23 protein-coding genes and 1 pseudogene are annotated in these 24,401 nt (G+C 42.4%); 10 read left to right on the top strand and 14 right to left on the bottom strand.

Annotated elements, in window-relative coordinates; genetic code table 11:
* Window positions 1-6 precede the first annotated feature (6 nt).
* Together FTT74_RS00590 and FTT74_RS00585 are read left to right on the top strand one after the other, a co-directional pair.
* Window positions 7-1,242: a dihydroorotase gene (locus FTT74_RS00590; protein WP_004971548.1), complete on the top strand. Its 1,236-nt coding sequence runs from the start codon at window positions 7-9 to the stop codon at window positions 1,240-1,242.
* 231 nt (window positions 1,243-1,473) lie between these two features.
* Window positions 1,474-2,958, top strand: a complete 1,485-nt coding sequence (locus FTT74_RS00585) for an OmpA family protein (protein ID WP_179988415.1) — start codon at window positions 1,474-1,476, stop codon at window positions 2,956-2,958.
* Window positions 2,959-3,252: 294 nt separating this feature from the next.
* On the opposite strand, the gene FTT74_RS00580 is transcribed toward FTT74_RS00585, so the two are convergent.
* The 7 genes from FTT74_RS00580 to FTT74_RS00550 all read right to left on the bottom strand — a co-directional run bounded on the left by FTT74_RS00580 (window position 3,253) and on the right by FTT74_RS00550 (window position 11,224).
* Window positions 3,253-3,891 (bottom strand): CoA transferase subunit B, encoded by a 639-nt coding sequence (locus tag FTT74_RS00580; protein ID WP_004971544.1) that lies wholly within the window; start codon window positions 3,889-3,891, stop codon window positions 3,253-3,255.
* A 3-nt stretch (window positions 3,892-3,894) separates the two neighbouring features.
* A complete protein-coding gene (locus tag FTT74_RS00575; RefSeq protein ID WP_004971542.1) occupies window positions 3,895-4,599 on the bottom strand; it encodes a CoA transferase subunit A in 705 nt (234 codons plus the stop codon).
* A gap of 99 nt (window positions 4,600-4,698) precedes the next feature.
* Window positions 4,699-5,601, bottom strand: a complete 903-nt coding sequence (locus FTT74_RS00570) for a hydroxymethylglutaryl-CoA lyase (protein WP_096901054.1) — start codon at window positions 5,599-5,601, stop codon at window positions 4,699-4,701.
* Window positions 5,598-7,592 (bottom strand): acetyl/propionyl/methylcrotonyl-CoA carboxylase subunit alpha, encoded by a 1,995-nt coding sequence (locus FTT74_RS00565; RefSeq protein ID WP_179988416.1) that lies wholly within the window; start codon window positions 7,590-7,592, stop codon window positions 5,598-5,600. The genes FTT74_RS00570 and FTT74_RS00565 overlap by 4 nt, the downstream gene beginning before the upstream one ends.
* A 15-nt stretch (window positions 7,593-7,607) precedes the next feature.
* Window positions 7,608-8,405, bottom strand: a complete 798-nt coding sequence (locus tag FTT74_RS00560) for an enoyl-CoA hydratase/isomerase family protein (protein ID WP_179988417.1) — start codon at window positions 8,403-8,405, stop codon at window positions 7,608-7,610.
* Between the two features lie 11 nt (window positions 8,406-8,416).
* Entirely contained in the window at window positions 8,417-10,018 is a 1,602-nt protein-coding gene (locus FTT74_RS00555; protein WP_131261348.1) for a carboxyl transferase domain-containing protein, read from the bottom strand.
* 33 nt (window positions 10,019-10,051) lie between these two features.
* Entirely contained in the window at window positions 10,052-11,224 is a 1,173-nt protein-coding gene (locus FTT74_RS00550; protein ID WP_004971528.1) for an isovaleryl-CoA dehydrogenase, read from the bottom strand.
* Between the two features lie 148 nt (window positions 11,225-11,372).
* On the opposite strand from FTT74_RS00550, the gene FTT74_RS00545 reads away from it, so the two are divergent.
* From FTT74_RS00545 to FTT74_RS00520, 6 genes and pseudogenes are all read left to right on the top strand, one after another.
* On the top strand, window positions 11,373-11,999 hold the full coding sequence (locus FTT74_RS00545) for a TetR/AcrR family transcriptional regulator (RefSeq protein ID WP_004971526.1): 627 nt from the start codon (window positions 11,373-11,375) through the stop codon (window positions 11,997-11,999).
* A gap of 83 nt (window positions 12,000-12,082) precedes the next feature.
* Window positions 12,083-13,771: an AMP-binding protein gene (locus FTT74_RS00540; protein WP_179988418.1), complete on the top strand. Its 1,689-nt coding sequence runs from the start codon at window positions 12,083-12,085 to the stop codon at window positions 13,769-13,771.
* Window positions 13,772-13,962: 191 nt separating this feature from the next.
* Window positions 13,963-14,954, top strand: a pseudogene (gene bioB, locus FTT74_RS00535) (biotin synthase BioB).
* Between the two features lie 60 nt (window positions 14,955-15,014).
* Complete coding sequence (locus FTT74_RS00530; protein WP_179988419.1) at window positions 15,015-15,701, top strand: class I SAM-dependent methyltransferase; 687 nt, start codon at window positions 15,015-15,017, stop codon at window positions 15,699-15,701.
* A gap of 82 nt (window positions 15,702-15,783) precedes the next feature.
* A complete protein-coding gene (locus tag FTT74_RS00525) occupies window positions 15,784-16,581 on the top strand; it encodes a thioesterase family protein (RefSeq protein WP_104851802.1) in 798 nt (265 codons plus the stop codon).
* Between the two features lie 104 nt (window positions 16,582-16,685).
* Window positions 16,686-17,462: a Rossmann-like and DUF2520 domain-containing protein gene (locus FTT74_RS00520; RefSeq protein ID WP_179988420.1), complete on the top strand. Its 777-nt coding sequence runs from the start codon at window positions 16,686-16,688 to the stop codon at window positions 17,460-17,462.
* Between the two features lie 70 nt (window positions 17,463-17,532).
* On the opposite strand, the gene trmB is transcribed toward FTT74_RS00520, so the two are convergent.
* Together trmB and FTT74_RS00510 are read right to left on the bottom strand one after the other, a co-directional pair.
* Entirely contained in the window at window positions 17,533-18,249 is a 717-nt protein-coding gene (gene trmB / locus FTT74_RS00515; RefSeq protein ID WP_167845932.1) for a tRNA (guanosine(46)-N7)-methyltransferase TrmB, read from the bottom strand.
* Window positions 18,250-18,434: 185 nt separating this feature from the next.
* Window positions 18,435-19,886 (bottom strand): SulP family inorganic anion transporter, encoded by a 1,452-nt coding sequence (locus tag FTT74_RS00510; RefSeq protein ID WP_096902541.1) that lies wholly within the window; start codon window positions 19,884-19,886, stop codon window positions 18,435-18,437.
* A 218-nt stretch (window positions 19,887-20,104) separates the two neighbouring features.
* Here FTT74_RS00510 and FTT74_RS00505 point away from each other — a divergent pair, with 218 nt between their 5' ends.
* Window positions 20,105-20,716, top strand: coding sequence for a glutathione binding-like protein (locus tag FTT74_RS00505; protein WP_179988421.1), 612 nt, complete (start codon window positions 20,105-20,107; stop codon window positions 20,714-20,716).
* Between the two features lie 100 nt (window positions 20,717-20,816).
* Here FTT74_RS00505 and FTT74_RS00500 read toward each other — a convergent pair whose 3' ends face one another.
* The 5 genes from FTT74_RS00500 to FTT74_RS00480 form a co-directional block, all read right to left on the bottom strand.
* Entirely contained in the window at window positions 20,817-21,599 is a 783-nt protein-coding gene (locus tag FTT74_RS00500; protein ID WP_004971502.1) for a thiazole synthase, read from the bottom strand.
* A 13-nt stretch (window positions 21,600-21,612) separates the two neighbouring features.
* Window positions 21,613-21,810, bottom strand: coding sequence for a sulfur carrier protein ThiS (gene thiS / locus FTT74_RS00495; protein ID WP_104851805.1), 198 nt, complete (start codon window positions 21,808-21,810; stop codon window positions 21,613-21,615).
* Window positions 21,811-21,852: 42 nt separating this feature from the next.
* Window positions 21,853-22,218 (bottom strand): DUF423 domain-containing protein, encoded by a 366-nt coding sequence (locus FTT74_RS00490; RefSeq protein WP_179988422.1) that lies wholly within the window; start codon window positions 22,216-22,218, stop codon window positions 21,853-21,855.
* A gap of 171 nt (window positions 22,219-22,389) precedes the next feature.
* Window positions 22,390-23,259 carry an RNA polymerase sigma factor RpoH gene (gene rpoH / locus FTT74_RS00485; RefSeq protein ID WP_004971496.1) on the bottom strand — a complete coding sequence of 290 codons (870 nt, stop codon included), beginning with the start codon at window positions 23,257-23,259 and terminating at the stop codon, window positions 22,390-22,392.
* 162 nt (window positions 23,260-23,421) lie between these two features.
* Window positions 23,422-23,679 (bottom strand): sulfurtransferase TusA family protein, encoded by a 258-nt coding sequence (locus FTT74_RS00480; protein WP_004971495.1) that lies wholly within the window; start codon window positions 23,677-23,679, stop codon window positions 23,422-23,424.
* 477 nt (window positions 23,680-24,156) lie between these two features.
* Here FTT74_RS00480 and FTT74_RS00475 point away from each other — a divergent pair, with 477 nt between their 5' ends.
* Window positions 24,157-24,369, top strand: a complete 213-nt coding sequence (locus FTT74_RS00475) for a cold-shock protein (RefSeq protein WP_004648643.1) — start codon at window positions 24,157-24,159, stop codon at window positions 24,367-24,369.
* Window positions 24,370-24,401 lie beyond the last annotated feature (32 nt).

Below are 24,401 nucleotides of genomic sequence, written 5' to 3'. Positions count from 1 at the left end.
AAAGTCATGGCGATTGTAAAAATTGAAAATGTACGTGTGCTTGACCCAATCCAGCAAATTGACCGCGTACAAACGGTATATCTTGAAAATGGCAAGTTGGTTGCAGAAAGTGCAGATATTAGCGAAAGCATAGATGCCCAAGGTCAATGGCTCATGCCAACTATGGTCGATTTATGCGCACGTTTACGTGAACCTGGTCAGCAACAACATGGCACGCTCAAATCTGAAGGCAAGGCCGCACGTGAAAACGGAATTCTGCACTTATTTACGCCACCCGATTCTAAACCAATCGTGCAAGACAACGGTGCACTCATTCATGGTTTGGTCGAAAAAGCCATGTTGGATGGTGGCATTTATTTAGAAGTGATTGGTGCACAAACTCAAGGTTTAAACGGCAAGCAGCCTGCCAATATGGCGGGACTGAAAAAAGGCGGCTGTAGTGCAGTGTCCAATGCCAATGCACCTTTTGAAGATGATGATGTCGTGATTCGCACACTGGAATATGCTGCAGGTTTGGACATGACCGTGGTGTTCTATGCCGAAGAACCGCAAATTGCTAAAGATGGCTGTGTGCATGAAGGTTTTATTGCATCGCGTCAGGGCTTGCCTATGATTCCAACTTTGGCAGAAACCGTAGCGATTGCCAAATATTTGCTGATGATTGAAGCCACAGGTGTACGTGCGCATTTTGGCTTATTGTCTTGTGGTGCATCAGTTGAATTGATTCAACAAGCTAAAGCCAAAGGTTTACCTGTCACTTGTGATGTTGCGATGCATCAACTGCATTTAACCGATCAAATTATTGATGGTTTTAACTCGTTAGCGCATGTACGTCCGCCACTGCGCTCAGAGCAAGACAAAGCATTACTGCGTCAAGGTGTAAAAGATGGTGTGATTGATGCGATTTGTACTCATCATGAGCCGTTAAATAGCTCTGCAAAAATGGCACCATTTGCAGATACTTTGTCAGGTTTTACTGCATTTGATACTTATATTCCATTTGGGATTCAACTGATTCAGGAAGGTCTGTTCAGTCCATTGGAATGGGTAGAAAAAGTGACACTTGCACCTGCGCGTGTGGCAAAAATGCAAAGTCGTTGGGAACAGGAAGCGGGTTGGGTCTTGGTTGATCCAGAAGTGGAATGGACACTGAACAAAGAAACGATTGTGTCACAAGGCAAAAATACGCCTTTGATTAATCAAGTTGTAAAAGGCAAAGCAGTACGCGTCTTTACTGCTTAATATGCTCTGATTGATATTTTATTTTCAAGTTTAAATAAGAGTCAGCTTCGGCTGGCTTTTTTATTGAATTTTAACAATCCCCAAATAGAAAATCGAAGAAGAGACTCTACATTCCGTTGACTCAAATTTCACAACAAAATCAAAACACCACAATTTATTACATTTGTTTAAATTTTAAGCATATACACTAAAAAACAACTTGAAAACAAAGACAAAAAAGAGGGCATATATATGCAAACAGATTTTATAGACTTGCTCAAACAAAGTGTGTCATCCATTGTATTGGAAGGGGAAACCCAGCATTTGCTTGAAAAAAATCAGGCATTAAATAGTTTTTATCCCATTTTATTGTCTATTTTAAATTCACGACCTGAACTGATTGACAATCTGCTGCGACAACTGAATCCACGTGTGGGCGATGTATTTGGTTCAAATCTATCTTTAAAACAGCAGTTTTTAGATTTGGTCAGCGGCACAGCACCGCAAACCGAAATTGAAAACACCCTGAATCGTTCAATTGCACCAAGTTTAAACTTTTTGGAAAATCAGGCAGGTTCATCTGACCCAGTTGCAATTCAGCATTTACTGCAAAACAATTTAGATTCAATTCAGGCGGCTTTACCGCAGTGGGCAACAGCATTATTGGCTGCTTTGGGGGTAAATAATGCTGCGGGCCAAACCGTACATCAAGCACCTGAAGTCATTGTGACTGAGCCAGTAGAAGAACGCCGTTCGTGGTTATTGCCAATTTTAGCTTTAATTATTTTAATTGGTTTATTGGCATTTTTATTCCGTGCATGTAGTGACCGCAACCAAGCGCCTGCAACCACACAGACCCAAGTGGCAGCAAATCAGGCTGCAATGTTGCAAGTCAGTACAGGCAGTGATGGTAATTTGGTGACCTGTCAAATTTTGCTGAATAATCCAAGCTATATGGAAATTCTGCAGAATGAAGTGAAGCAAATTTTCAATCATCCAACAGGTTGTGGTGCAGAAAATTTTGCCAACTATCATTCGGAATTTATTGATCAGGACGTGATTCCAAGCGTTTTAAAAATGCTGAAAGGTGTACCGAATGTCAATTTAAACTGGGTGGGTAATCAACTGTCTATTCAAGCCGCGAACCCTGCCGATGCAGAGCGTTTAGCCAGTCAAATTCGTCCATTGGCTAAAAACATGACTGTAGTGACTCAGCAACCTGCAGAAACTACAGTAACCGATGTTAATCAGGCTGTAACCAGCAGTATTAGCAATGCCGAGCAGGCTTTGGCTGCAATTAATCCTGACAATATTCAAGCTTTGGATATTGCGACGGCACTCAATATGCAAATCATTAATTTTGATTCTGCATCGACTGAAATTCCAGCAGCCAATAAGTCTATTTTAGATCAGGCTGCGGTATTGATGCAGCGCGCGCCACAAGTGCAATTAACCGTGAAAGGGCATACCGATGCCGTAGGTGATGCCAATGCCAACAAAACTTTGTCACAACAACGTGCGCAAGCAGTGGTCGATTATTTAGTATCACGTGGTGTAAATCCGGGTCAATTGCAAGCCATTGGTTTTGGTTCAGAGCAGCCGATTACAGCAAATGCAACCCCAGAGGGTCAGTTTAAAAACCGCCGGATTGAGTTTGAAGTCTTGAATGTAGATACAGGCACAGTGCGTAGTGTGGAAGATGCAGGCGTGGTAGAGCAAAAGACGCCTCAATCTTAAACAGGTTTATTTTCTTGTAAGATTAAACTTGTATTGAGCCTTCACTTTGCAAAGTGAAGGCTTTTTTTATTGCAGATCAGTGCCGAAGTATCGTGCAAATATCGAAATTGAAAGTAATTTTTGAATGCTCTTTGGTTTGAGGAATAGTTTTATAAATTAGTGATTTGTTGAGTAGATTGAATAAGTTGAGTGGGAAAGTATGAAAGTCAAAACAAACCCTCTCCCTTGTATTAAGTTTTAAAGCAGTGCATCAAAACTTGCAAAGGAGAGGGTTATTCACTCGAGATAAATTCATCAAGCTGCGACTTTTTGTAAGGCAACACCTGTGACTTTTTGAATTTCATCAAAACTGACATCGGGTGCAAGTTCAATCAACTTTACGCCTTGTGGAGTAATATCAAGCACGCCTAAGTCGGTAATGATACGATGCACCACCGCTTTACCTGTGAGTGGCAAACTGCACTGCGATACAATTTTAGGCGTACCATCTTTGGCACAATGTTCCATCAGCACTACAACTTTTTGTACGCCTGCAACCAAATCCATTGCACCGCCCATACCTTTAACTTTCTTGCCGGGAATCATCCAGTTGGCAAGATCGCCTTGTTCAGAAACTTCCATTGCCCCTAAAATAGCGATATTGACATGCCCGCCACGAATCATGGCAAAGGAATCTGCGCTAGAGAAAAAAGCCGCACCTTTACGCGCTGTCACAGTTTGTTTACCTGCATTGATCAGGTCGGCATCTACAGTTTCGGCAGTTGGGAACTCACCAATGCCAAGCAAGCCATTTTCGGACTGTAACCAGACATTGATATGTTCAGGAATATAATTGGCGACCAGTGTGGGTAAGCCAATGCCTAAATTGACATAAAAACCATCTTCTAATTCTTGTGCAGCGCGCTGCGCCATTTGATTACGCGTCCAAGCCATGTCTTAAGCCTCCGCCTTTAAAGTCATTTGTTCAATCCGTTTTTCTGGGCTTGCATTGAGGACAATGCGGTTCACATAAATACCAGCTAAGTGGATTTCGTCGGGGTCTAAATCGCCAATTTCAACGATTTGTTCAACTTCGGCAATGGTGATTTTGCCTGCCATAGCACAAACAGGATTAAAGTTTTGTGCTGTTTTACGGAAAATAAGATTACCCGCTTTATCTGCTTTGTAGGCTTTGACCAAAGCGACATCTGCAGTCAAAGATTCTTCTAAAATATAATCTTTGCCGTTAAATTCACGGACTTCTTTGCCTTCTGCAATGACAGTGCCTACACCTGTTGGGGTGAAAAATGCAGGAATACCCGCACCGCCTGCGCGTAATTTTTCTGCCAGTGTGCCTTGCGGGGTAAGTTCAACTTCCAGTTCACCGCTTAAAAACTGGCGTTCAAATTCTTTATTTTCGCCGACATAAGATGAAATCATTTTTTTAATTTGTTTGGTTTCAAGCAATAAGCCTAAACCAAAACCATCGACCCCTGCGTTGTTGGAAATACAAGTCAGCTGTTTCACACCTGTATCTTTTAACGCAGCAATCAAGGCTTCAGGAATACCGCATAAACCAAAACCACCCACCGCCAAGGTATGCCCATCTTGAACCACGCCATTTAATGCAGCTTGTGCGCTGTCATATACTTTATTGGACATTTGTCACCTCTTTATTCTCTGCACGGCATTCACTTGCCATGTTGTGTTGTTGCCATCCTTATTGCTTATGTTCCAATGCTATTGAGGATGAAATGGGTTTTAAGCACAAACCTTTTGCCAGTAGGCATTGGCATAGTGAGATGGATTATCACGCTGTAAGATATTGCTGATGTTGCGACTGGCTTGCATCAGCGGCTCTAACCGCACACCTGTTTCAAAACCCATCTTGGACAGTAAATAGTACAAGTCTTCGGTAGACACATTGCCCGATGCACCTTTGGCATACGGACAGCCACCCAAACCAGCAATGGATGAATCAAATACACGAATGCCTTGTAAGAGCGATTGATAAATATTGGCAATCGCCATGCCGTAAGTATTGTGAAAATGACCTGCTAAAACTTTGGCATCGACCTCTGCCAAACATGCATCCCAGACTTTTTGCACACGGTCAGGGGTTGCTGTACCAATGGTTTCACCCAAAGACACTTCATAGCAGCCCATGTCCAATAATTGCTGTGTGACTTTTGCGACTTGTTTCGGGTCAATTGCGCCTTCATAAGGACAGTCCACCATACAAGATACATAACCACGCACGCGAATGTTGTGCGCTTTGGCTTGACGCATGACATCGCTAAATTTTTCCAAACTTTCTTCAATTGAACAGTTGATATTTTTTCGGGTAAAGCTTTCAGAAGCGGCGGTAAACACGGCAACTTCTTTGCAACCCACCGCCAAAGCCGACTCAAAACCTTTTGAGTTTGGGGTCAGTAAACTGAATTGAATGTTTGGGTTTTGTGGCAGGCTGGCAAACAGCACATCGCTGTCTGCCATTTGCGGTACCCATTTGGCCGATACGCAAGAACCGACCTCAATGCTGCTTAAACCTGTTTGCATTAAATCCAAAATCAGGTTTTTACGGTCTGCCAAAGTGAGTGGCGTTTTCTCATTTTGCAGACCATCTCGTGGGCCAACCTCTACAATTTTGACAAATTCAGTCATGCAACTTCCTCCGTCAAGGCTTCAAATTCAACCAGTTCATCGCCTGCTTTGACCTGATCGCCCGCTTGGAAGTACGAACTTGCCACAATGCCATCGAAAGGCGCACGAATTGAATATTCAATTTTCATGGCTTCCAGTGTCATCAGTACATCATCTTTTTTCACACGGGCATTGGCTGCCACCAAAACTTGGGTGATTACACCCGGCATTGGTGCAGTCAGATTGTTGGCATTGTCTTGTTGATCATCGCTGTTAAAGTTTGCTTGTACATAGCTAAACACATGACGCTGACCGTTTTGGAACAGGGTGATGCCTTGCGCATGTTGGTTAAATGCTATTTTTTGTTGCTGACCATTGATACAAACCTGTAGACGATGTGCATCCAAAAGCTCGCCTTGAACGCTCAGCGTTTGCCCATTGTAGTGAGTCTCAAAACCAGAAGTGCATGGTTTTAACTGGATTTTGAGTGTTTGGTCATTGCACTGTAATTGCACTGTGTGGGCGCTTTGCTGATTTAAGCGCCAGAAGTGGTCTTTTTGCCAAACCGCGTTGTTTGCCGCTTTGTTGTTTTGAATACGAGAAAGTACATCAATTAACGCAGCTGCAACGACAGTTTCTGTAGCGACTTCAGGTTTTGCGTTAAGTAAAAATGCTTCCTCACGTTGAATAAGCCCTGTATCCAAATTGGCATGTTTAAAGGAATCACACAGCACCAAACGATCCAAGAATGCAATGTTGTTGCCTAAACCATCGACGTGGAACTGACCTAAAGCATGGTGCATTTGCGTTAATGCTGCTTCACGGTTTTTACCCCAAACAATCAGTTTGGCAATCATTGGGTCGTAGTAGGTGCTGATTTCATCACCTTCGACAATCCCGCTATCGACACGTACGGCATCATTTTGCTCTGGATAATGCAGATAGCTGATTTGACCAATGGCAGGAATAAAGCCTTTTTCTGGTTCTTCGGCATACACACGCGCTTCAAGGGCATGACCATGAATTTGCAATTCATGTTGCTGTTTTGGCAATGGCTCACCAAAAGCAACTCGCAATTGCCACTCAACCAAGTCTTGCCCTGTAATCATTTCTGTGACGGGGTGTTCGACCTGCAGGCGGGTATTCATTTCCATGAAATAAGCAGTGCCGTCTTGTTCCACAATAAACTCTACTGTACCTGCGCCCACGTAATTCACGGCACGCGCGGCATCAATTGCGGCTTGGCGCATAGTTTCGAGTTTATCTTCTGGCATTCTTGGTGCAGGTGCTTCTTCAAGCACTTTTTGGTGACGACGTTGCACTGAGCAATCACGTTCAAACAAATGCACGTAGTTGCCGTGCGTATCGCCAAAAACCTGTACTTCAATATGACGTGGCTGAATCACATAGCGTTCAATCAACACGTCTTCGTTGCCAAAGCTAGAACGTGCCTCACTCTTACATGAAGCGAGCGAGCTGATAAAGTCTTCACTGCGTTCTACTAAACGCATGCCTTTACCGCCACCGCCTGCACTGGCTTTAATGAGCACAGGATAACCAATGCTGTCGGCTTGTTGCTTTAAAAATGCCGCATCTTGATTGCTGCCGTGGTAGCCCGGAGTTAGTGGCACACCTGCTTTTTCCATCAAGGCTTTAGAGGTTGCTTTTAGACCCATCGCCAAAATGGCTTCAACTGGCGGGCCAATAAAAACAATATTGTTGTCTTTACAGGCAAGTGCGAATTGGTCATTTTCAGATAAGAAACCATAACCCGGGTGAATCGCTTGTGCACCTGTGCTTTTGGCTGCCTGAATAATACGTTCAACTTGCAAATAACTTTGTGCCGCAGGCGATTCACCAATATAAATGGCTTCGTCTGCCAGTTTAACGTGTTGTGATTGCGCATCGGCATCTGAATACACCGCGACAGTCGCAATCCCAAGTTTTTTTGCGGTACGAATTACACGGCAGGCAATTTCACCACGGTTGGCAATTAAAATCTTTTCAAACATCGTGCGATCCTTCTTTTATTCTGCCGTGGTCTTGATCCAAGCCGGGCTTTGTTTATTTAAAAAAGCATTTAAGCCATTTTTCGCCTCAGTTCCTTGGCGAACATGTGCAATATGCTGTGCAGTTTGTTGGAGTAAATCTTCGGTCAAAACTTGATGATTAACCATCTGAATCAGTTGTTTAGAAGCATGTTGCGCTTCTGGGCCACCAAGCAATAAGGCTTGCACAATTTCATCAATTTTGCTGTCTAAGTCTTCGGCTGAAGTGACTTCATGCGCTAAACCAATTTGCTGTGCCTGTTCTGCAGAAATACGCTCTGCCGTTAAAAAGTAACGTGATGCCTGACGTGCGCCAATTGCACGAATGACATAAGGGCTAATGGTCGAAGGGGCTAGTCCTAAACGTACTTCAGAGGTTGCAAACTTGGCATCGGTGCTAGCAATGCAAATATCACAGGCAGCTGCCAAACCCATACCTCCACCAAAGGCAATGCCATGTACACGGGCAATGGTCGGTTGCTTTAACGTCGCTAAACTTTGCAGCATTTTCGCCAGTTTCAGGGCATCGGCTTGATTTTCTGCTGTAGAAGCTTGACCTGCCTGTTTCATCCAGTTCAAATCTGCACCTGCAGAAAAGCTTTTGCCGCGTCCTGCCAAAATCACCACTCGAATATCATCACGGCTATTCAGTGCCTGAAAGCAGGCGTGTAATTCTTCAATCACCTCTGTATTGAAAGCGTTATGCAATTCCGCACGATTAATCCAAACCGTAGCCACTTGGTTGTTCTGTTCGAGCTGTAAAAACTGATAATCCATTTTGTCACCTCTTACATGCGGAACACGCCAAATTTGGTCGGTTGGATGGGTGCATTGAGGGCAGCGGCTAAACTTAATGCCAAAACTTCACGCGACTGTGCTGGATCAATCACACCATCATCCCATAAGCGTGCAGACGCATAATATGGATGACCCTGACGTTCGTATTGTTCACGAATTGGCTGTTTGAACTGATCTTCTTCTTCTGCAGACCAGCTACCACCTTTGGCTTCAATCTGATCACGCTTTAAGGTAGACAATACGCTCGATGCTTGTTCGCCACCCATCACTGAAATACGTGAGTTTGGCCATGTCCACATAAAACGTGGTGAATAAGCACGACCACACATCCCGTAGTTACCTGCACCAAAAGAACCGCCAATCACCAAAGTCAGTTTAGGCACATTGGCTGTGGCAACCGCCATCACCAGTTTGGCACCATTTTTGGCAATGCCTTCATTTTCATATTGGCGTCCAACCATGAAGCCTGTGATATTTTGAATAAATAACAGGGGAATGTTGCGTTGGGTGCATAGTTCAATAAAGTGTGCGCCTTTTTGTGCCGACTCGGAAAATAAAATACCGTTGTTGGCAATAATCCCGACAGGCATACCATATAGTTTGGCAAAACCTGTAATTAATGTGGTGCCAAAGCGCGCTTTAAATTCATCAAAACGTGAACCATCCACAATACGGGCAATCACTTCACGTACATCAAACGGTTTACGCGCGTCAGTCGGAACAATGCCATACAGTTCAGAGGCATCGAATAATGGTGCTTCTATATGCTCAGGCTGCGGGTTTGGCTTTTTATTTAAATTGGCAACGATGTTGCGGGCAATTGCCAAGGCATGTTCATCATTTTCTGCCAAATGATCGGCTACACCTGAAAGGCGAGTGTGTACATCGCCACCACCCAAGTCTTCGCTGCTAACCACTTCACCTGTTGCGGCTTTAACCAGCGGTGGGCCGCCCAAGAAAATTGTCCCCTGATTACGCACAATGATGGTTTCATCTGACATGGCAGGGACATACGCACCGCCTGCGGTACAACTTCCCATCACAACGGCAATTTGGGCAATGCCCATGCTCGACATACGCGCTTGGTTATAGAAAATGCGTCCGAAATGATCACGGTCTGGAAAGACTTCATCTTGTAGCGGCAAATATGCACCGCCAGAATCGACCAAATAAATACAAGTCAGGTGATTCTGTTCGGCAATTTCCTGTGCGCGTAAATGCTTTTTCACAGTCAGTGGATAGTACGTTCCACCTTTTACTGTGGCATCGTTGGCAATGATCATGCAGGTCACGCCATTCACTTGACCGACACCCGCCACTACACCCGCAGCAGGGACATCATCCTGATAGACCTGATAAGCGGCCAACTGACCAATTTCAATAAATGCAGTACCCGGATCGATCAGGTGGTCAATCCGTTCACGTGGCAGTAATTTGCCACGGTCTAAATGTTTTTGGCGTGCAGTTTCGCCACCACCCAAAGCAATTTTTTGGACTTTTTCTCTGAGGTCATCGACTAGGCTTTGCATCGCAGCTTGGTTGTTTTTAAACTCGTCGCTGCGAATATTAATTTTGCTCTGTAATTGATTCATGCCAACATCCTTGTCTATTCTTGTGATTTATTTTTAGGCAGTTTCGTTAAACAATTCACGGCCAATCAACATACGGCGAATTTCTGAAGTACCCGCACCAATTTCATAGAGTTTGGCATCACGCCATAAACGTCCTGCAGAGAACTCATTGATATAGCCATTACCGCCCAAGGTTTGAATGGTTTCACCTGCCATCCATGTGGCTTTTTCGGCAGCGTATAAAATGGCACTGGCTGCATCTTTACGTAAACTACGGCTGTGTTCAGCTTTGTCACATTCTGCGCCAACGGCATAGACCAGTGCTTTACATGCCAACCAAGTCGAATACATATCGGCAATTTTGCCTTGCATAAGCTGGAATTCACCCAATGCCTGACCAAACTGTTTACGCTCATGAATATAAGGAATCACGGTATCCATGCAGGCATCCATAATGCCTAGCGGCCCTGCACTTAAAACTGCACGTTCATAGTCCAGTCCACTCATTAGTACTTTTGTACCATTGCCCACACCGCCCAAGACGTTTTCTTTTGGTACTTCAACATTGTCAAAGAACAATGGATAGGTATTTGAGCCGCGCATCCCGAGTTTGTCTAAATGGCTGCCGTGGCTAAAACCTGACATGGTTTTTTCAATTAAGAAAGCAGTCATACCTTTGGCGCCTGCCTGTAAGTCAGTTTTGGCATACACCACCAAAACATCGGCATCACCGCCATTGGTAATCCACATTTTTGAGCCGTTAAGCAAGTAATGATCGCCTTTATCTTCGGCTTTCAGTTTCATGCTGACCACGTCTGAGCCTGCATTTGGTTCAGACATTGCCAAAGCGCCGACGTAATCGCCCGAAATCAGTTTTGGCAAATAGCGTTGCTTCTGTTCTTCTGTCCCATTTCGCTTAATTTGGTTCACACATAGGTTAGAATGAGCACCGTAAGACAAGCCAATGGATGCTGATGCACGAGAAATTTCTTGCATGGCAATGATGTGAGCTAAATAGCCTAAGTTAGTGCCGCCGTATTCTTCACTCACGGTTAAGCCAAGTAAGCCCATATCGCCAAATTTTTTCCAAAGCTGGGCAGGGAATTCGTTATCACGATCAACCTGTTGAGCAATGGGTGCAATTTCCTTTGCACAAAAAGCAGCGATTGAATCGCGCAGGGCGATTAAGGTTTCATCTAAGCCGAAGTCTAAGCTTTGTAAAATCATGTGTTCATCCATCCTGTGGTTATATTTGTTGTTCCTAAAACAAGCATTGTTGTTGTGCTTAGGTTCTAACATACATCGAAAATTTAAAAAAGTGAACTAAAATTCACAAAATGATTTACAATTCATTTTATCTGGTTGAGAATAAGATATGAGTTATAAAAGATCATCATTGATGCAGGAACGTATGGAACAAAATCGCATGGCGATTTTAGATTCTGCTCGTGAACTTATTGCTCATGGGGGCTTTAAAGAAGCGTCTATCCAAGCCATTGCAGAACGCGCAGGCGTATCTACAGGTTTGGTGTATCGCTACTTTGAAAATAAAAGTCAGATTTTGATTGAAGTTTTATCGGATGCGATTCGTCGTGAGGTCGAAATTTTGGACCACATTGCGAAGTCAGATTTAAGTGCAAAACAAAAATTGCAAAAATCTGTCACCACTTTTGTGAAGCGTGCGATGAACAGCCCTCAATTGGCGTATTCGTTAATGTTCGAGCCTGTAGACCCAGAAATGGAACATGAGCGTTTTCGCAGTAAACAACTGATCAAACAGAGCATCAAGGAAATTTTGGCTGAAGGAAAAGTCAATGGTGAGTTTGATTTTGAAGATTTGAACACTGCTGCTTTAGGTGTGGTTGGCTCCATGACCTTTGTAGTGATTGAACCTTTAAACCCGTCTCGCAATGTGATGTTTGATCAAAATTATAAAGATTACTTTGTCAAACAAATTGCCGACTTTTGTGTAAATGCAGTGCGAAAACAGCAGGGAGGGTAGTAAAAACAACGCACAAAACAGGCAAAAAGTAATCGTCGTCATAATGGAAAACAGAATTACAAAGAATCAAGGAGATCGATTCAATGACACAAGTACGGTTAAGTTATGCCTATGGCACCAGTAATCAGCCTTTGTTAGGCATGACCATTGGTGAAAAGTTTGATCAGGCTTGCCAGCAATATGCAGATCAGGATGCTTTGGTAAGCGTGCATCAAAATGTGCGTCTGACCTATAAGCAACTACAGCAACAGGTCAATGCCTTTGCCTGTAGTTTGTTAAAACTCGGTTTTAAAAAAGGTGACCGCCTTGCCATTTGGTCTCCGAATTGTGTGGAATGGACGATCACTCAATTCGCAGCCTTTAAGGCAGGGGTGATTTTGGTGAATTTAAACCCAGCCTATAAAAGCAATGAACTGGAATTTGTGCTCAACAAAGTTTCCTGTAAAGGTTTGGTAATTGCATCGCAGTTTAAAAGTACCAACTATCAGGACATCTTAACGAAAATTGCCCCAGAGCTGTGTCAGGCAGACAATAAAGTCCTCAACGCCAAGCGTTTACCGCATTTAAAGCATGTGATTAAAATTGATGATCAAGCACATACAGGAATGCATCGTTTTCAGGATTTATTGACTGCTCCAACCACCCACATGCTGAAAAAACTGCAACACATTGCCAGTGAGTTGCAGTTCGATGAAACCATTAACATTCAATTTACCTCAGGCACGACGGGCAATCCGAAAGGCACTATGCTGACCCACAACAACATTTTAAATAATGGTTACTTTGTAGGAGAAGCAATTCATTTAAGTCCACAAGACCGTGTTTGTATTTCCGTACCGCTGTTTCACTGCTTTGGTATGGTGATGGGCAATTTAGCGTGTATCACACATGGTTCAACCATGGTCTATCCATCGGCAGTGTTTAACCCGCTCGATACCTTAAAAGCTATTCAGCAAGAAAAATGTACAGCTGCTTACGGCGTACCGACCATGTTTATTGCCATTTTAGAGCATGAACAGTTTGATGAATTTAATTTATCTAGCTTGCGCACAGGCATTATGGCAGGCAGTCCGTGTCCGCAGGAAATTATGCAACGCGTCATCGACCGTATGCACATGGCGCAAATCACCATTTGTTATGGCATGACCGAAACAGCGCCTGTGAGCGCACAAAGTTCGACTGAAGATTCGGTGGAACGTCGAGTCAGTACGGTGGGGCGTGTACATCCACATCTGGAAGTAAAAATTGTCGATGAAGAAGGCAAAGTCGTGCCGCGCGGACAGTTAGGAGAATTGTGTGTGCGTGGTTATTCAGTCATGCTGGGTTACTGGGATGAACATGACAAAACCCAAGAAGTCATTGATGTTGCACGTTGGATGCACACAGGCGACATTGCAGAAATGGATGATGAAGGCTTTGTAAAAATCAAAGGTCGCATTAAAGATGTGGTGATTCGTGGCGGTGAAAACCTGTTCCCGAAAGAAATTGAAGATTTCTTATATACTCACGATGCGGTCTGCGATGTGCAAGTAATTGGCGTGCCAGATCATCGTTATGGTGAAGAACTATGTGCCTGTATTATTTTGCATGAACACCATGAATGTACCGAAGAGGTAATTCGCCAATACTGTGCAGAACACATTTCACACAATAAAGTCCCACGTTATGTGCGCTTCTTTAGTGAATTTCCAATGACCGCTTCAGGCAAGGCACAGAAATTTAAATTACGTGAATTTATGCGTGAAGAATTAAATTTAAAGGAAATTGCTTAAGGCATTATTTCAGCTATTTACTGCTGCAAGATCGACCTTTTAATTTTGTCAGCACACACCCTTTATTTCTCACGCAGAGATAAAGGGATACTCTATACAGGAATAATCACACTAAAAATATATCGCATGCTCGGCTTAATAAAAGATGGCACAAGTTTAAGCATGATGCGTGATAATCAAGGATGAAAATAATGACCGTACGCAATGATTGGACTCGAGAAGAAATTCAGCAGTTATATGAACAGCCTTTTCTGGATTTAGTCTTTGAAGCACAGCGTGTGCATCGCCAACATTTTGCTGCCAATACCGTACAAGTCAGTACCTTATTGTCTATTAAAACAGGCAAATGCCCTGAAGACTGTAAATATTGCTCGCAGTCTGCGCATTATGATTCACAGCTTGAAGCTGAAAACCTATTGCAGTTGATAAAGTCATTCAGGAAGCCAAAGAAGCTTTAGCATCAGGTTCTTCACGTTTTTGTATGGGCGCTGCTTGGCGTAATCCGCATGAACGCGATATGCCCTATGTTCTGGAAATGGTGCGTGAAGTCAAAGCTCTGGGCTTAGAAACTTGCATGACTTTAGGGATGTTAAACCAATCGCAGGCAGAACGCTTAAAAGATGCAGGCTTAGATTATTACAACCATAACCTAGACACATCGCGTGAGTATTATCCTAATGTGATTAGTACCCGCTATTTTGATGATCGCTTAAACACTTTGGATATTGTGCGTCAAACAGGTATGAAAGTGTGTAGTGGTGGTATTGTCGGTTTAGGTGAAGATACCCAAGACCGTATTGGTTTATTACATGAATTAGCGACTTTACCGTTACATCCTGAATCTGTGCCGATCAATATGTTAGTTCCGATTGAAGGTACACCATTGGCTGAAGTCGAAAAACTGGATGTGATTGAGTGGATTCGTACCATTGCAGTTGCACGTATTATCATGCCAAACAGCTATATTCGTTTATCTGCAGGGCGTGAATCATTGTCTGATTCAGATCAGGCGTTGGCATTTATGGCAGGTGCGAACTCGTTATTCTCAGGTGAAAAGCTTTTGACCACACCAAACGCAGGCGAAGGCAAAGACAAACAATTGTTCCAAAAATTAGGCTTAGTGCCTGAACGTGCCAAGCCAACCGTTTCGGAATTGTCGGTAGATGCAATGGCTGTGGCTTAAGCAGATCTTGAAAAAGACTCAGATATTTAATGTCAGTAAATTAAAGAAGAATCATGTGATATGGCAAAAGATTTTCACAGTGCAACTGTGGTTGCAGGCTATGACAGTCATATTCGGAAACTTATTCCTGGATATGAATTGGTACATCAGCAACTCAATGCGATTTTAAGTAGTCATTTGCCTGAAAATGCACAGCTTTTAGTAGTGGGTTGTGGCACAGGTTATGAATTGCAGTATTTGCTGCAGCAACATCCGCAGTGGCAATTTACTGCCATCGACCCATCTTTAAGTATGCTGCAACAGGCCGAAAAAAATATTCAGTCTGTGGCAGGGCCTGAACGTGTCCGTTTTATACAAGCAGACACGCATCAATTTGCTCAGCAAGCACAGGCTGAAAACTTACAGTTTGACGCAGCTTTGTCTATTCTGGTAGCACATTTTGTACCAGTAGCAGAAAAAACATTATTTTTTCAAGATATTTACCAAACATTAAAACCTACAGCGATTTTATTAAGCTATGATCTGATGCAGCAGACTGAAAATATAGAACTGCGCTGGATGCAGAATTTGGCTTTGGATTGTGGTTTAACTACGACTCAAGCGGAAAAAATGCTTGCACGACTGGCCGATGATTTTCATTTAATTACGGCAGATGCGCAGGCAGCATTGCTTACTCAAGTGGGTTTTCGTCAGTGTAAAACATATTGTCAACTTATGAGTTATTATGGTTTTTTTGCAGAGAAATAGTTGATCAATAACATTATTTAGTCAGTAATCTTTGTAGTAAAAGTATCCGCACAAGAAAAGTTAGATCAGGGAAAGAGAGAAAATGTCAGCATATTACACTTTACTCAAACGTGAACAACATGCCGATGGTGGCTGTACTGCGCACTATCGTTGCAACATTCATGCACAAGGCGCGTGGAATCCGCATGAACAACACATGGCACCTGCAACGGGTATTTTGTGTGCAGAACTTGAGCAATTTATGCCGCGTGATGATATGCGAATTGGTCGGGTCGGTTTAGATATTTTTGGCTTAATTGCCTTTGGTGAATTTAGTATCACCACCCGTATGATTCGACCGGGTAAAACCATTGAGCTGATTGAAGCGGAAATGTGTGCTGAAGGAAAAACCTGTATTGTGGCGCGTGCATGGAAAATGAAAACCTCAGATACACGCGCAATTGCAGGATTGGAAGATTTACCGATAGAAAACCCTGAATATTTGCCCGATTGGGATGGCATGCGTTGTTGGCCGGGCGGCTATATTCAAAGCATTGAAACCCGTGCGCATTTAGATCGTCGTGCAGGTAAGGGCATCGTTTGGTTAAGAAACCAATTGGATATGGTTGAAAATCAAAGCACATCTAGTTTTGTGCGTTTATTGGGGATGGTGGATACCGCCAATGGCGTAGTGCCACGTTTAGACCCGAATGCGGGTTGGGGTTTTCCAAATTTAGATTTGCAAATGCATTTACACCGTTTACCGCAAGGCGAATGGCTAGGCTTGGAAGTAACACAACAATATGGTGAAGATGGTATTGGCTTAACGAGTGCAGTTTTGCATGATACTCAAGGGCCATTTGGACGTAGTGAGCAGATTTTAACTTTGCGTCAATTCTAAATCTATTCGATATCAAACAAAAAACATCAGGACGAATTGCTTCGTCCTTTTTTTATTGGCATGCTGTGTGCAGATTATTTCATCTTATTTTATCTGAAAATATTATGCGAATTAGTTTGATTGGTGCAGGGCGCGTTGCACATCATTTGGCTCATGTTTTAAACGCACAGCATCAAATTGTGCAAATTTATAGCCGTAGTCTGGACAAGGCGCAGCATTTGGCTGCGCAGGTTGGCGCAGAAGCGATTGCTGAAGTAGAAAAACTTCATTCAGATCTAGATTTAGTGATTATTGCAGTGAGTGATCAGGGCATTGCACAGGTGATTCAGGAAGTTCATCGTGATTTAAATCATGTGTTGATTGTGCATACCTCAGGCAGTACTAAATTAGATGTATTGCAACAGCATCATGTACGTTCAGGGGTATTTTATCCCTTGCAAACCTTTAGTTTAGAGCGTGAAATTGATTGGTCAGAAACGCCTTTATTTATAGAAGCTGCATTTGCTGAAGATCAACAGCTTTTAATGACTTTGGCAAATAGCCTAAGCAAAAGGGTTTATGCCTATACTTCAGCACAGCGTTTGAGTTTGCATTTGGCTGCGGTATTTGCCTGTAATTTTAGTAATTATTGTTATGACATGGCTAAGCAAGTGGTCGATGCTCAGCAAGTAGATTTTAGTTTGCTGTATCCTCTTATTTTGGAAACTGCGCATAAAGCAACCCAAAATGATCCGCTTCAAATGCAAACAGGGCCTGCTATGCGGGGTGATCACAATATTTTAAAAATGCATCAGGACTTATTGGCAGTAGGGCAGCAACATGAACTTGCCAAAGTTTATGCGATGATGAGCCAACAGATTTTAAAGCGGCATCAATCTTAGCCATTTGATGAGATAAAACGAGTTCACATAAAAAATGCTTCCCAGTGGAAGCATTCTTTTCTAGCAGAAATTAGTTAATTTTCTTGAAGATAAAATCATTAATCTTATGACCTGCTTCAATTCCGCGGCGTTCAAACTTGGTTTGTGGACGCCATTCAGGGCGAGGGTAGCTATTGCCTTTACCCGCCAAGTTTTCTAAACGTGGACGGTTGTCCAATACATCCAGCATCCATTCTGCATACGGTTCCCAGTCGGTTGCTGCATGGAACGTACCACCTAACACTAATTTTTGCTCTACCAATTCCATGCGTTCATGAGCAACAAAACGGCGTTTGAAGTGACGTTTTTTCTGCCATGGGTCTGGGAAATATAACTGCACCGTATCAATGCTATTGTCTGGCATTTCACGCAGTACTTGAATCGCATCGGCATCTAAGACACGTAAGTTGCTTAAACCTGCTGTACCTGCTTCATAAACGCACTGTGCAATGCCTGGAATATGGACTTCAATCCCGACAAAGTTACGTTCAGGGTTAGCCTGCGCCATCAGTACCAAAGAACGCCCCATCCCAAAACCAATTTCTACTGTAAGCGGGCGTCCAGGGTGTTCAAAATGCTGACGTAAATCGCCAACAGGATATTCCAAAATTAAGTCGCCGTATTGTTCCAAGGCGCTACGTTGTGACGTATTCAATGGTGAAGAACGGCGCATGAACGTTACAATTTCACGATGCTCGTTGAGGTTGTCCAGCTCGACAACGTGCTGGTCTAATTGATCGTTCGACATAATTTTGGCAAATCTAATGAATTCGAATGCGGTATTTTAAGTCCTGAGCCATTGAAGTCAAATTTTTTCGCTGTTTTTCGTAGCATCGCGCAAGATTGCGATAAATCTGCATCTTTTGAGTATAAAAAATGCAGAATCATCAAGATTCAGCATTTAACATCATCAACGGTATTTTAATACAGTAATTACGAATGGGCACTGTATTGATCAATTAAGGTATGACTGGCTTCATTCAATCCAATAATATGCACTTTAATCTGTTGCGCTTTAAATTTGTTCACTACGCTATTCAGCATATTTACAGAGGTAATATCCCAAATATGCGCATGCGTTAAGTCGATGGTGACATTGCTAATGTCTTCTGAAAAATCAAAAAACTGATAAAACTTTTCCGAGCTGCTAAAGAAAATTTGCCCTGAAATCACATATTGGCGGGTATGTTCGCCTAATAAAAATGAGCTGACTTTAACTTCACTTTCCAGTTTATTCACCAAAAATAAAGCAGAAAGCAGTACGCCAACAAAAACACCCAAAGCAAGGTTATGGGTAGCTAACACCACAATCACCACAGCTAACATGACTATATTGCTTTGTTTCGGATGCTTTTTAAAATTACGGATGGAATCCCAGTTAAAAGTCGTGAATGACACCATAATCATAATCGCAACCAAGGCTGCTATAGGAATATATGCCAACCAATCTTTGAGAAATACCACCAAGCACAGTAAAAACACGCCTGCCGTAAGTGTAGAGAGACGTGTACGTGCCCCAGAACTGACGTTGATAATGGATTGCCCAATCATGGCACAGCCTGCCATACCACCCATAAAGCCACTAACAATATTGGCATAACCCTGACCACGACATTCCTGATGCCGATCTGCTTCAGTGCCTGTGGCTTCATTGACAATCGTAGTAGTCATCATAGTTTCGAGTAAACCGACTGTGGCTAAGGTCATGGCATAAGGAAAAATAATAAATAAAGTTTCAAAATTCAGTGGAATGTCAGGCACTAGAAAAATAGGCAGCGTGTCGGGAAATTGTCCCAAATCGCTTACGGTACGCATATCTGCACCAAGTAATAAAGCAACCACACTCAGCACAATAATGCAGACCAAAGGCGAGGGAATGCTTTTACCAATTTTAGGAATGTATGGAAACAGATAGACTACCGCTAAACCTAATCCTACAAATAAATAGCCTAAGCCATCCATTTTCGATAATTCAGGCAGTTGCGCCACAAAAATTAAAATCGCCAAGGCATTTACAAAGCCATAAACTACCGATTGCGAAACAAAACGCATCAGTTTGGCAACTTTAAAATAGCCTGCTATAACCTGAATCAGCCCTGTGAGTACTGTTGCAGCCAATAAATATTGCAAACCATGTTCTTTGACGAGGGTAATCATCAGTAATGCCATAGCGCCTGTCGCGGCAGAAATCATGGCAGTACGCCCACCAAAAAAAGCAATCGTGACCGCAATACAGAACGATGCATATAAGCCGACTTGCGGATCGACGCCTGCTATAGCCGAAAAGGCAATTGATTCAGGAATTAATGCCAAACCTACCACTAAACCTGCCAAAACATCGGTGCGGATATTGGAAAACCATTCTTCTTTTTTCAGGCTAATCACAATCTCAATTTCATGAAACTTTAAAGGGCTGTATGTTAAAACATCTAGAGATAAAAAAGCAGGCAAAACAGACTTGAAAAAGCCTGTCTTTTGCAGGATAGTCAAAGCGTAAGGGCTTTTTAAGACATTTTCGCTTTTTTGCAATTTATAGGTTCAATCACTTGCAAGTTTGTGACAAGCGATTTACAACAGAGATAGTTATATAACAAGGATCAAATATGAAGCTTTATTATTCACCAGGCGCAAGTTCTTTAGCAGCACATATTATTTTAAATGAAGTGAATGTCGATTTCGATATTGAGCGTGTAGATTTAAAAACCCATAAAACAGAAAAGGGTGTCGATTACTACGAAATTAACCCTAAAGGTTATGTACCTGCTTTAGAAATTAACCCAGGTTTGATTTTGACGGAAAACGTAGCGCTATTGCCATTTTTAGCGCAGCAAGACCCTAAGCAGGATTTAATTCCGCCATCTGGTTTGGGTCGTGCTAAAGTTTTGGAATGGTTGGGTTATCTCAACTCTGAATTACATGACGCTTACGCAGTATTTTTTGGTGCGCCTTTAGATGCAGAAGCCAAAGAAAAAGCCTATGCAGAAATTGATCGTTTGTTGACTTATATTGATCAAGCGATTGCATCATCAGACCATGAATATTTGGTGGATGATAACTTTGGTCCAGCCGATGCGTATTTGTTTGTTATCACCAATTGGTCAAACTATATTGAGCATGATTTAACTCCATATAGCCATGTGGTTGAAATCCGTAATAAAGTTGCTGCGCGTCAGTCGGTACAAATTGCTATGCGTGATGAAGGTTTGATTCCTTAATTGGCTTTTATTTGCCCAAATCGCATAATAAAAAAAGACGTTGAGTTAATACTCAACGTCTTTTTATTTGAGTTGTCGGACTTGGAAAAGACCCTAATGATTATTTAAAGAAATAACCCGTTTCAGGTGAGCTGGCATTCGCCATACGCTTACGTGGCATACGTCCTGCCAAATAAGCTTCACGTCCTGCTTCTACTGCTTTACGCATCGCAGATGCCATTAGCACTGGGTTTTGTGCTGCTGCAATTGCAGTATTCATCAGCACACCATCGCAACCTAATTCCATTGCAATCGCAGCATCACTGGCAGTACCCACACCTGCATCTACCAATACAGGTACTTTGGCATTTTCTTTAATAATTGAAATGGTATGCGGGTTAAGAATACCTAAGCCCGAACCAATTAAACTACCCAACGGCATAATTGCCACGCAGCCCATACTTTCCAATTCTTGTGCCACAATCGGGTCATCTGAAGTATAGACCATGATCTCAAAACCATCGTCAATTAGCGTGCGCGCAGCTTTTAAAGTTTCGGTGATATTTGGGTAGAGGGTTTTTTCATCGCCCAAAACTTCTAGTTTGACGAGGTTGTGACCATCTAGCAATTCACGCGCCAACATGCAGGTGCGCACGGCACTGTTGGCATCAAAACAGCCTGCTGTATTTGGCAAAATGGTGTATTTTTCTGGTGGAATTACGGAAAGTAAGTTTGGCTGATCTGGATGTTGCCCAATGTTTACACGACGAATGGCAACCGTAACAATTTCTGCGCCACTGGCTTGAATCGCCAAATCTGTTTCGGTTAAATCTTTGTATTTGCCCGTACCCACCAATAAACGTGAATTAAAGGTACGTGAACCGATTTTAAAGGTATCTTGCATGGGTGCTCCGAGTTTAGCCGCCACCAACGGCATGAATAATTTCAATGCGGTCTTGATCGCAAATAGGGGTTTCGGCAAGTTTGCTTTTGGCAATAATTTTTTCGTTTTGCTCCACAGCAAAACGTTTGCCTTCTAAATCTAATGCCTGAATCAGTTGTAACAGGGTCGTGTGAGAGGTCTGTTGTGTTTCGCCATTCAGATAAATTTGCATGACCGTGAATCCATCTTCAAAATTACAAAATACAATTGAGCTTTATTTAGCATATTTCATGGCTTGCCATGCTAAGGTCAGCCAGCCCGCAATCATGAGCACACCACCAATTGGGGTAATCATGCCCAAGCCGCGTACAATGTCCAATGCCATGATATAAAGTGAACCGCAGAAAAATAAAATACCCAGTTGGATTAGAATAAAACTGGCTTTAATGGGAAGTTGTGGAATCACTTTAGCTAAGATGCCTAATGCCAAAAGTCCAAGAGCATGATAGAAAAAATAATCTGTTGCAGTTTGCCACCAACCCAATTGAACCTCAGTTGCACGGGCTTTTAAACCATGTGCACCAAATGCACCAAGTAATACCGCAACCGCTAAATTCAAGGCAGAAATTGCAATCCACATACGCAAATTGACCTATTTAATTTTGCGCTTAACCTTAGCACATTTTTAAGCTTGGGAAAATCTGAGAATTGCCTGCCCGTATGTGGGTTGTACAAATCCAAGACAATAAAAAAGGGCAGTTTGCCCAATTTTATTTTTCGATGTGTTTGTATTCATCTTGAGAGTGTCAGTTTAGTTTGATGACATTGCCACTTTAATTTTTTCCATGGCATTTTTTTCGAGCTGACGAATACGTTCTGCTGAAACATTATATTCTGCTGCCAATTCATGCAGGGTCGATTTATCATCATCTAACCAGCGACGCTGCAAAATATTACGTGAACGATCATCCAACTGCTCCATAGCTTCATGCAGAGCAGAAGTGCTTTGTTCTTCGTAGTCTTCGTTTTCGACTAAACGTGCAGGGTCGTAACGGTTATCTTCCAAATACAATGCAGGTGCAACATAAGTTGAACCTTCATCGTCATCATCGCCCTGTGCTTCAAAAGCTGCGTCATAAGCCGTTAAACGACCTTCCATTTCCAAGACTTGTTCTGCAGTCACATTTAAGTCATTGGCAATAGATTGTGCTTCTTCAAGCGTCAGTTTCTTGCTAGATTTTTTGAGGCTACGCAAATTAAAGAACAATTTACGCTGTGCTTTGGTGGTGGCAATTTTAACAATACGCCAGTTACGAATAACATATTCGTGAATTTCAGCTTTAATCCAATGCACGGCAAATGACACCAAACGCACGCCCATATTCGGGTCAAAGCGTTTCACGGCTTTCATTAAGCCCAAGTTGCCTTCCTGAATTAAATCGCCCTGCGGTAAACCATAGCCCGCATAACTTCGTGCAATATGCACCACAAAACGTAAATGCGACATGACCAACATTTTGGCCGCGTCTAAATCTTGATCGTAATAATAACGCTCGGCTAACTCTTTTTCTTGTTCAGCCGTTAAAATAGGAATTTGGTTAACAGTACTAATATAAGCCCCGAGGTTTACCCCTGGTGCAGATAATGACAGGGGCATCAACTGATTGCTGCTGTCACTCATGAGATCTCCTTATAGGATTGGGTAGGTAAAATAACCGATGTCTTTATCTTAATGCCAATATTCTACTTAAATAAGTAAAATTGGTGTAGATATGTAAATCTTTATAGCAATAAGCGGCGAATATTAAGTCATTAAAACAAATGAACAATCAAATAGATGCACTTATTGCGATGATTTTGGCTTGGCAACATCAATCACATAATGAAACTCTGTTGCCGAAATCTGGCTTGCTTCACAGCCGTATTGATGTAACTGACAATAACGCGCCACATCTTGCTGGCTGTGCGGATCAGATGACTTCAATAAAAACCGTGCAGAATCTGAATGTTTAAGGGCACGTTTTAGCATCAATAAAGGCATAGGACAAGGTTGTCCCATGGCATCAATCACTATGATAGGTTGTTCAGCATCACACAGCATTGAAGTAAAAATTCGCCTTAAAAAACAGAATGATCATACTAGCAAATTCGCTCACAAATCCCAAATAAATTTCATCTGAAGCATCGGGGCTATTCATTGCGCGGCTTACTGCGCATAAGGGCAAGAGAATTGGCTTATTTTGTGAGATATTTGCAATAAAATTTATAGATCAAAATTGTGCTAAGTCACTTAACAGAAATAAAAATTTTCCATTTGTTCAAATCGTTTCAAACTGAACAAGATAAATCAAAAAAAATCTATTAATTGTCATAAACCCGTGTTAAGCTCGATGCGTATTTAGGATTTTAGATAGACAATCATTGTTTGTCGCCCTATTACAAATGGATGTAACCGGGATTTTGTTAATAGTTATACAGAATGATTACAAGCTTAGAAATAAAAATATTTTTAAACTTTGTTTGCTCTGCTGTTTGCAACACCGGGTGGTCCTTCTTTTTAATCAATGAGGATTAACTTATGACAGCTCGTGAACAAGGCGTAGTTAAATGGTTCAACGACACTAAAGGCTTTGGCTTTATCCAACGCAATGGCGGCGACGATGTATTCGTTCACTTCCGTGCGATCCAAGGTGACGGCCACCGTTCACTTCGTGACGGCCAACGTGTTGAATTCAGCGTAGTAAAAGGCCAAAAAGGCTTCCAAGCTGAAGAAGTACAGCCACTAGACTAATCACTCGATTATTCTAAAAAAACGCTCCAATC

Source organism: Acinetobacter sp. YH01007 (assembly GCF_013420425.1).
Lineage (GTDB): Bacteria > Pseudomonadota > Gammaproteobacteria > Pseudomonadales > Moraxellaceae > Acinetobacter > Acinetobacter towneri.
This window is presented reverse-complemented; position numbering and strand designations above follow the sequence as displayed.

What these genes read in the sequence shown, in the direction of transcription:
- FTT74_RS00530 (WP_179988419.1), top strand. Translation starts at nt 15,015, where the DNA reads ATGGCAAAAGATTTTCACAGTGCAACTGTGGTTGCAGGCTATGACAGT.
- rpoH (WP_004971496.1), bottom strand. Translation starts at nt 23,259, where the DNA reads ATGAGTGACAGCAGCAATCAGTTGATGCCCCTGTCATTATCTGCACCA.
- FTT74_RS00560 (WP_179988417.1), bottom strand. Translation starts at nt 8,405, where the DNA reads ATGGATTATCAGTTTTTACAGCTCGAACAGAACAACCAAGTGGCTACG.
- FTT74_RS00570 (WP_096901054.1), bottom strand. Translation starts at nt 5,601, where the DNA reads ATGACTGAATTTGTCAAAATTGTAGAGGTTGGCCCACGAGATGGTCTG.
- FTT74_RS00490 (WP_179988422.1), bottom strand. Translation starts at nt 22,218, where the DNA reads ATGTGGATTGCAATTTCTGCCTTGAATTTAGCGGTTGCGGTATTACTT.
- FTT74_RS00555 (WP_131261348.1), bottom strand. Translation starts at nt 10,018, where the DNA reads ATGAATCAATTACAGAGCAAAATTAATATTCGCAGCGACGAGTTTAAA.
- FTT74_RS00540 (WP_179988418.1), top strand. Translation starts at nt 12,083, where the DNA reads ATGACACAAGTACGGTTAAGTTATGCCTATGGCACCAGTAATCAGCCT.
- thiS (WP_104851805.1), bottom strand. Translation starts at nt 21,810, where the DNA reads ATGCAAATTTATCTGAATGGCGAAACACAACAGACCTCTCACACGACC.
- FTT74_RS00505 (WP_179988421.1), top strand. Translation starts at nt 20,105, where the DNA reads ATGAAGCTTTATTATTCACCAGGCGCAAGTTCTTTAGCAGCACATATT.
- FTT74_RS00480 (WP_004971495.1), bottom strand. Translation starts at nt 23,679, where the DNA reads ATGCTGTGTGATGCTGAACAACCTATCATAGTGATTGATGCCATGGGA.
- FTT74_RS00585 (WP_179988415.1), top strand. Translation starts at nt 1,474, where the DNA reads ATGCAAACAGATTTTATAGACTTGCTCAAACAAAGTGTGTCATCCATT.
- FTT74_RS00475 (WP_004648643.1), top strand. Translation starts at nt 24,157, where the DNA reads ATGACAGCTCGTGAACAAGGCGTAGTTAAATGGTTCAACGACACTAAA.
- FTT74_RS00545 (WP_004971526.1), top strand. Translation starts at nt 11,373, where the DNA reads ATGAGTTATAAAAGATCATCATTGATGCAGGAACGTATGGAACAAAAT.
- trmB (WP_167845932.1), bottom strand. Translation starts at nt 18,249, where the DNA reads ATGTCGAACGATCAATTAGACCAGCACGTTGTCGAGCTGGACAACCTC.
- FTT74_RS00575 (WP_004971542.1), bottom strand. Translation starts at nt 4,599, where the DNA reads ATGTCCAATAAAGTATATGACAGCGCACAAGCTGCATTAAATGGCGTG.
- FTT74_RS00525 (WP_104851802.1), top strand. Translation starts at nt 15,784, where the DNA reads ATGTCAGCATATTACACTTTACTCAAACGTGAACAACATGCCGATGGT.
- FTT74_RS00550 (WP_004971528.1), bottom strand. Translation starts at nt 11,224, where the DNA reads ATGATTTTACAAAGCTTAGACTTCGGCTTAGATGAAACCTTAATCGCC.
- FTT74_RS00590 (WP_004971548.1), top strand. Translation starts at nt 7, where the DNA reads ATGGCGATTGTAAAAATTGAAAATGTACGTGTGCTTGACCCAATCCAG.
- FTT74_RS00520 (WP_179988420.1), top strand. Translation starts at nt 16,686, where the DNA reads ATGCGAATTAGTTTGATTGGTGCAGGGCGCGTTGCACATCATTTGGCT.
- FTT74_RS00565 (WP_179988416.1), bottom strand. Translation starts at nt 7,592, where the DNA reads ATGTTTGAAAAGATTTTAATTGCCAACCGTGGTGAAATTGCCTGCCGT.
- FTT74_RS00500 (WP_004971502.1), bottom strand. Translation starts at nt 21,599, where the DNA reads ATGCAAGATACCTTTAAAATCGGTTCACGTACCTTTAATTCACGTTTA.
- FTT74_RS00580 (WP_004971544.1), bottom strand. Translation starts at nt 3,891, where the DNA reads ATGGCTTGGACGCGTAATCAAATGGCGCAGCGCGCTGCACAAGAATTA.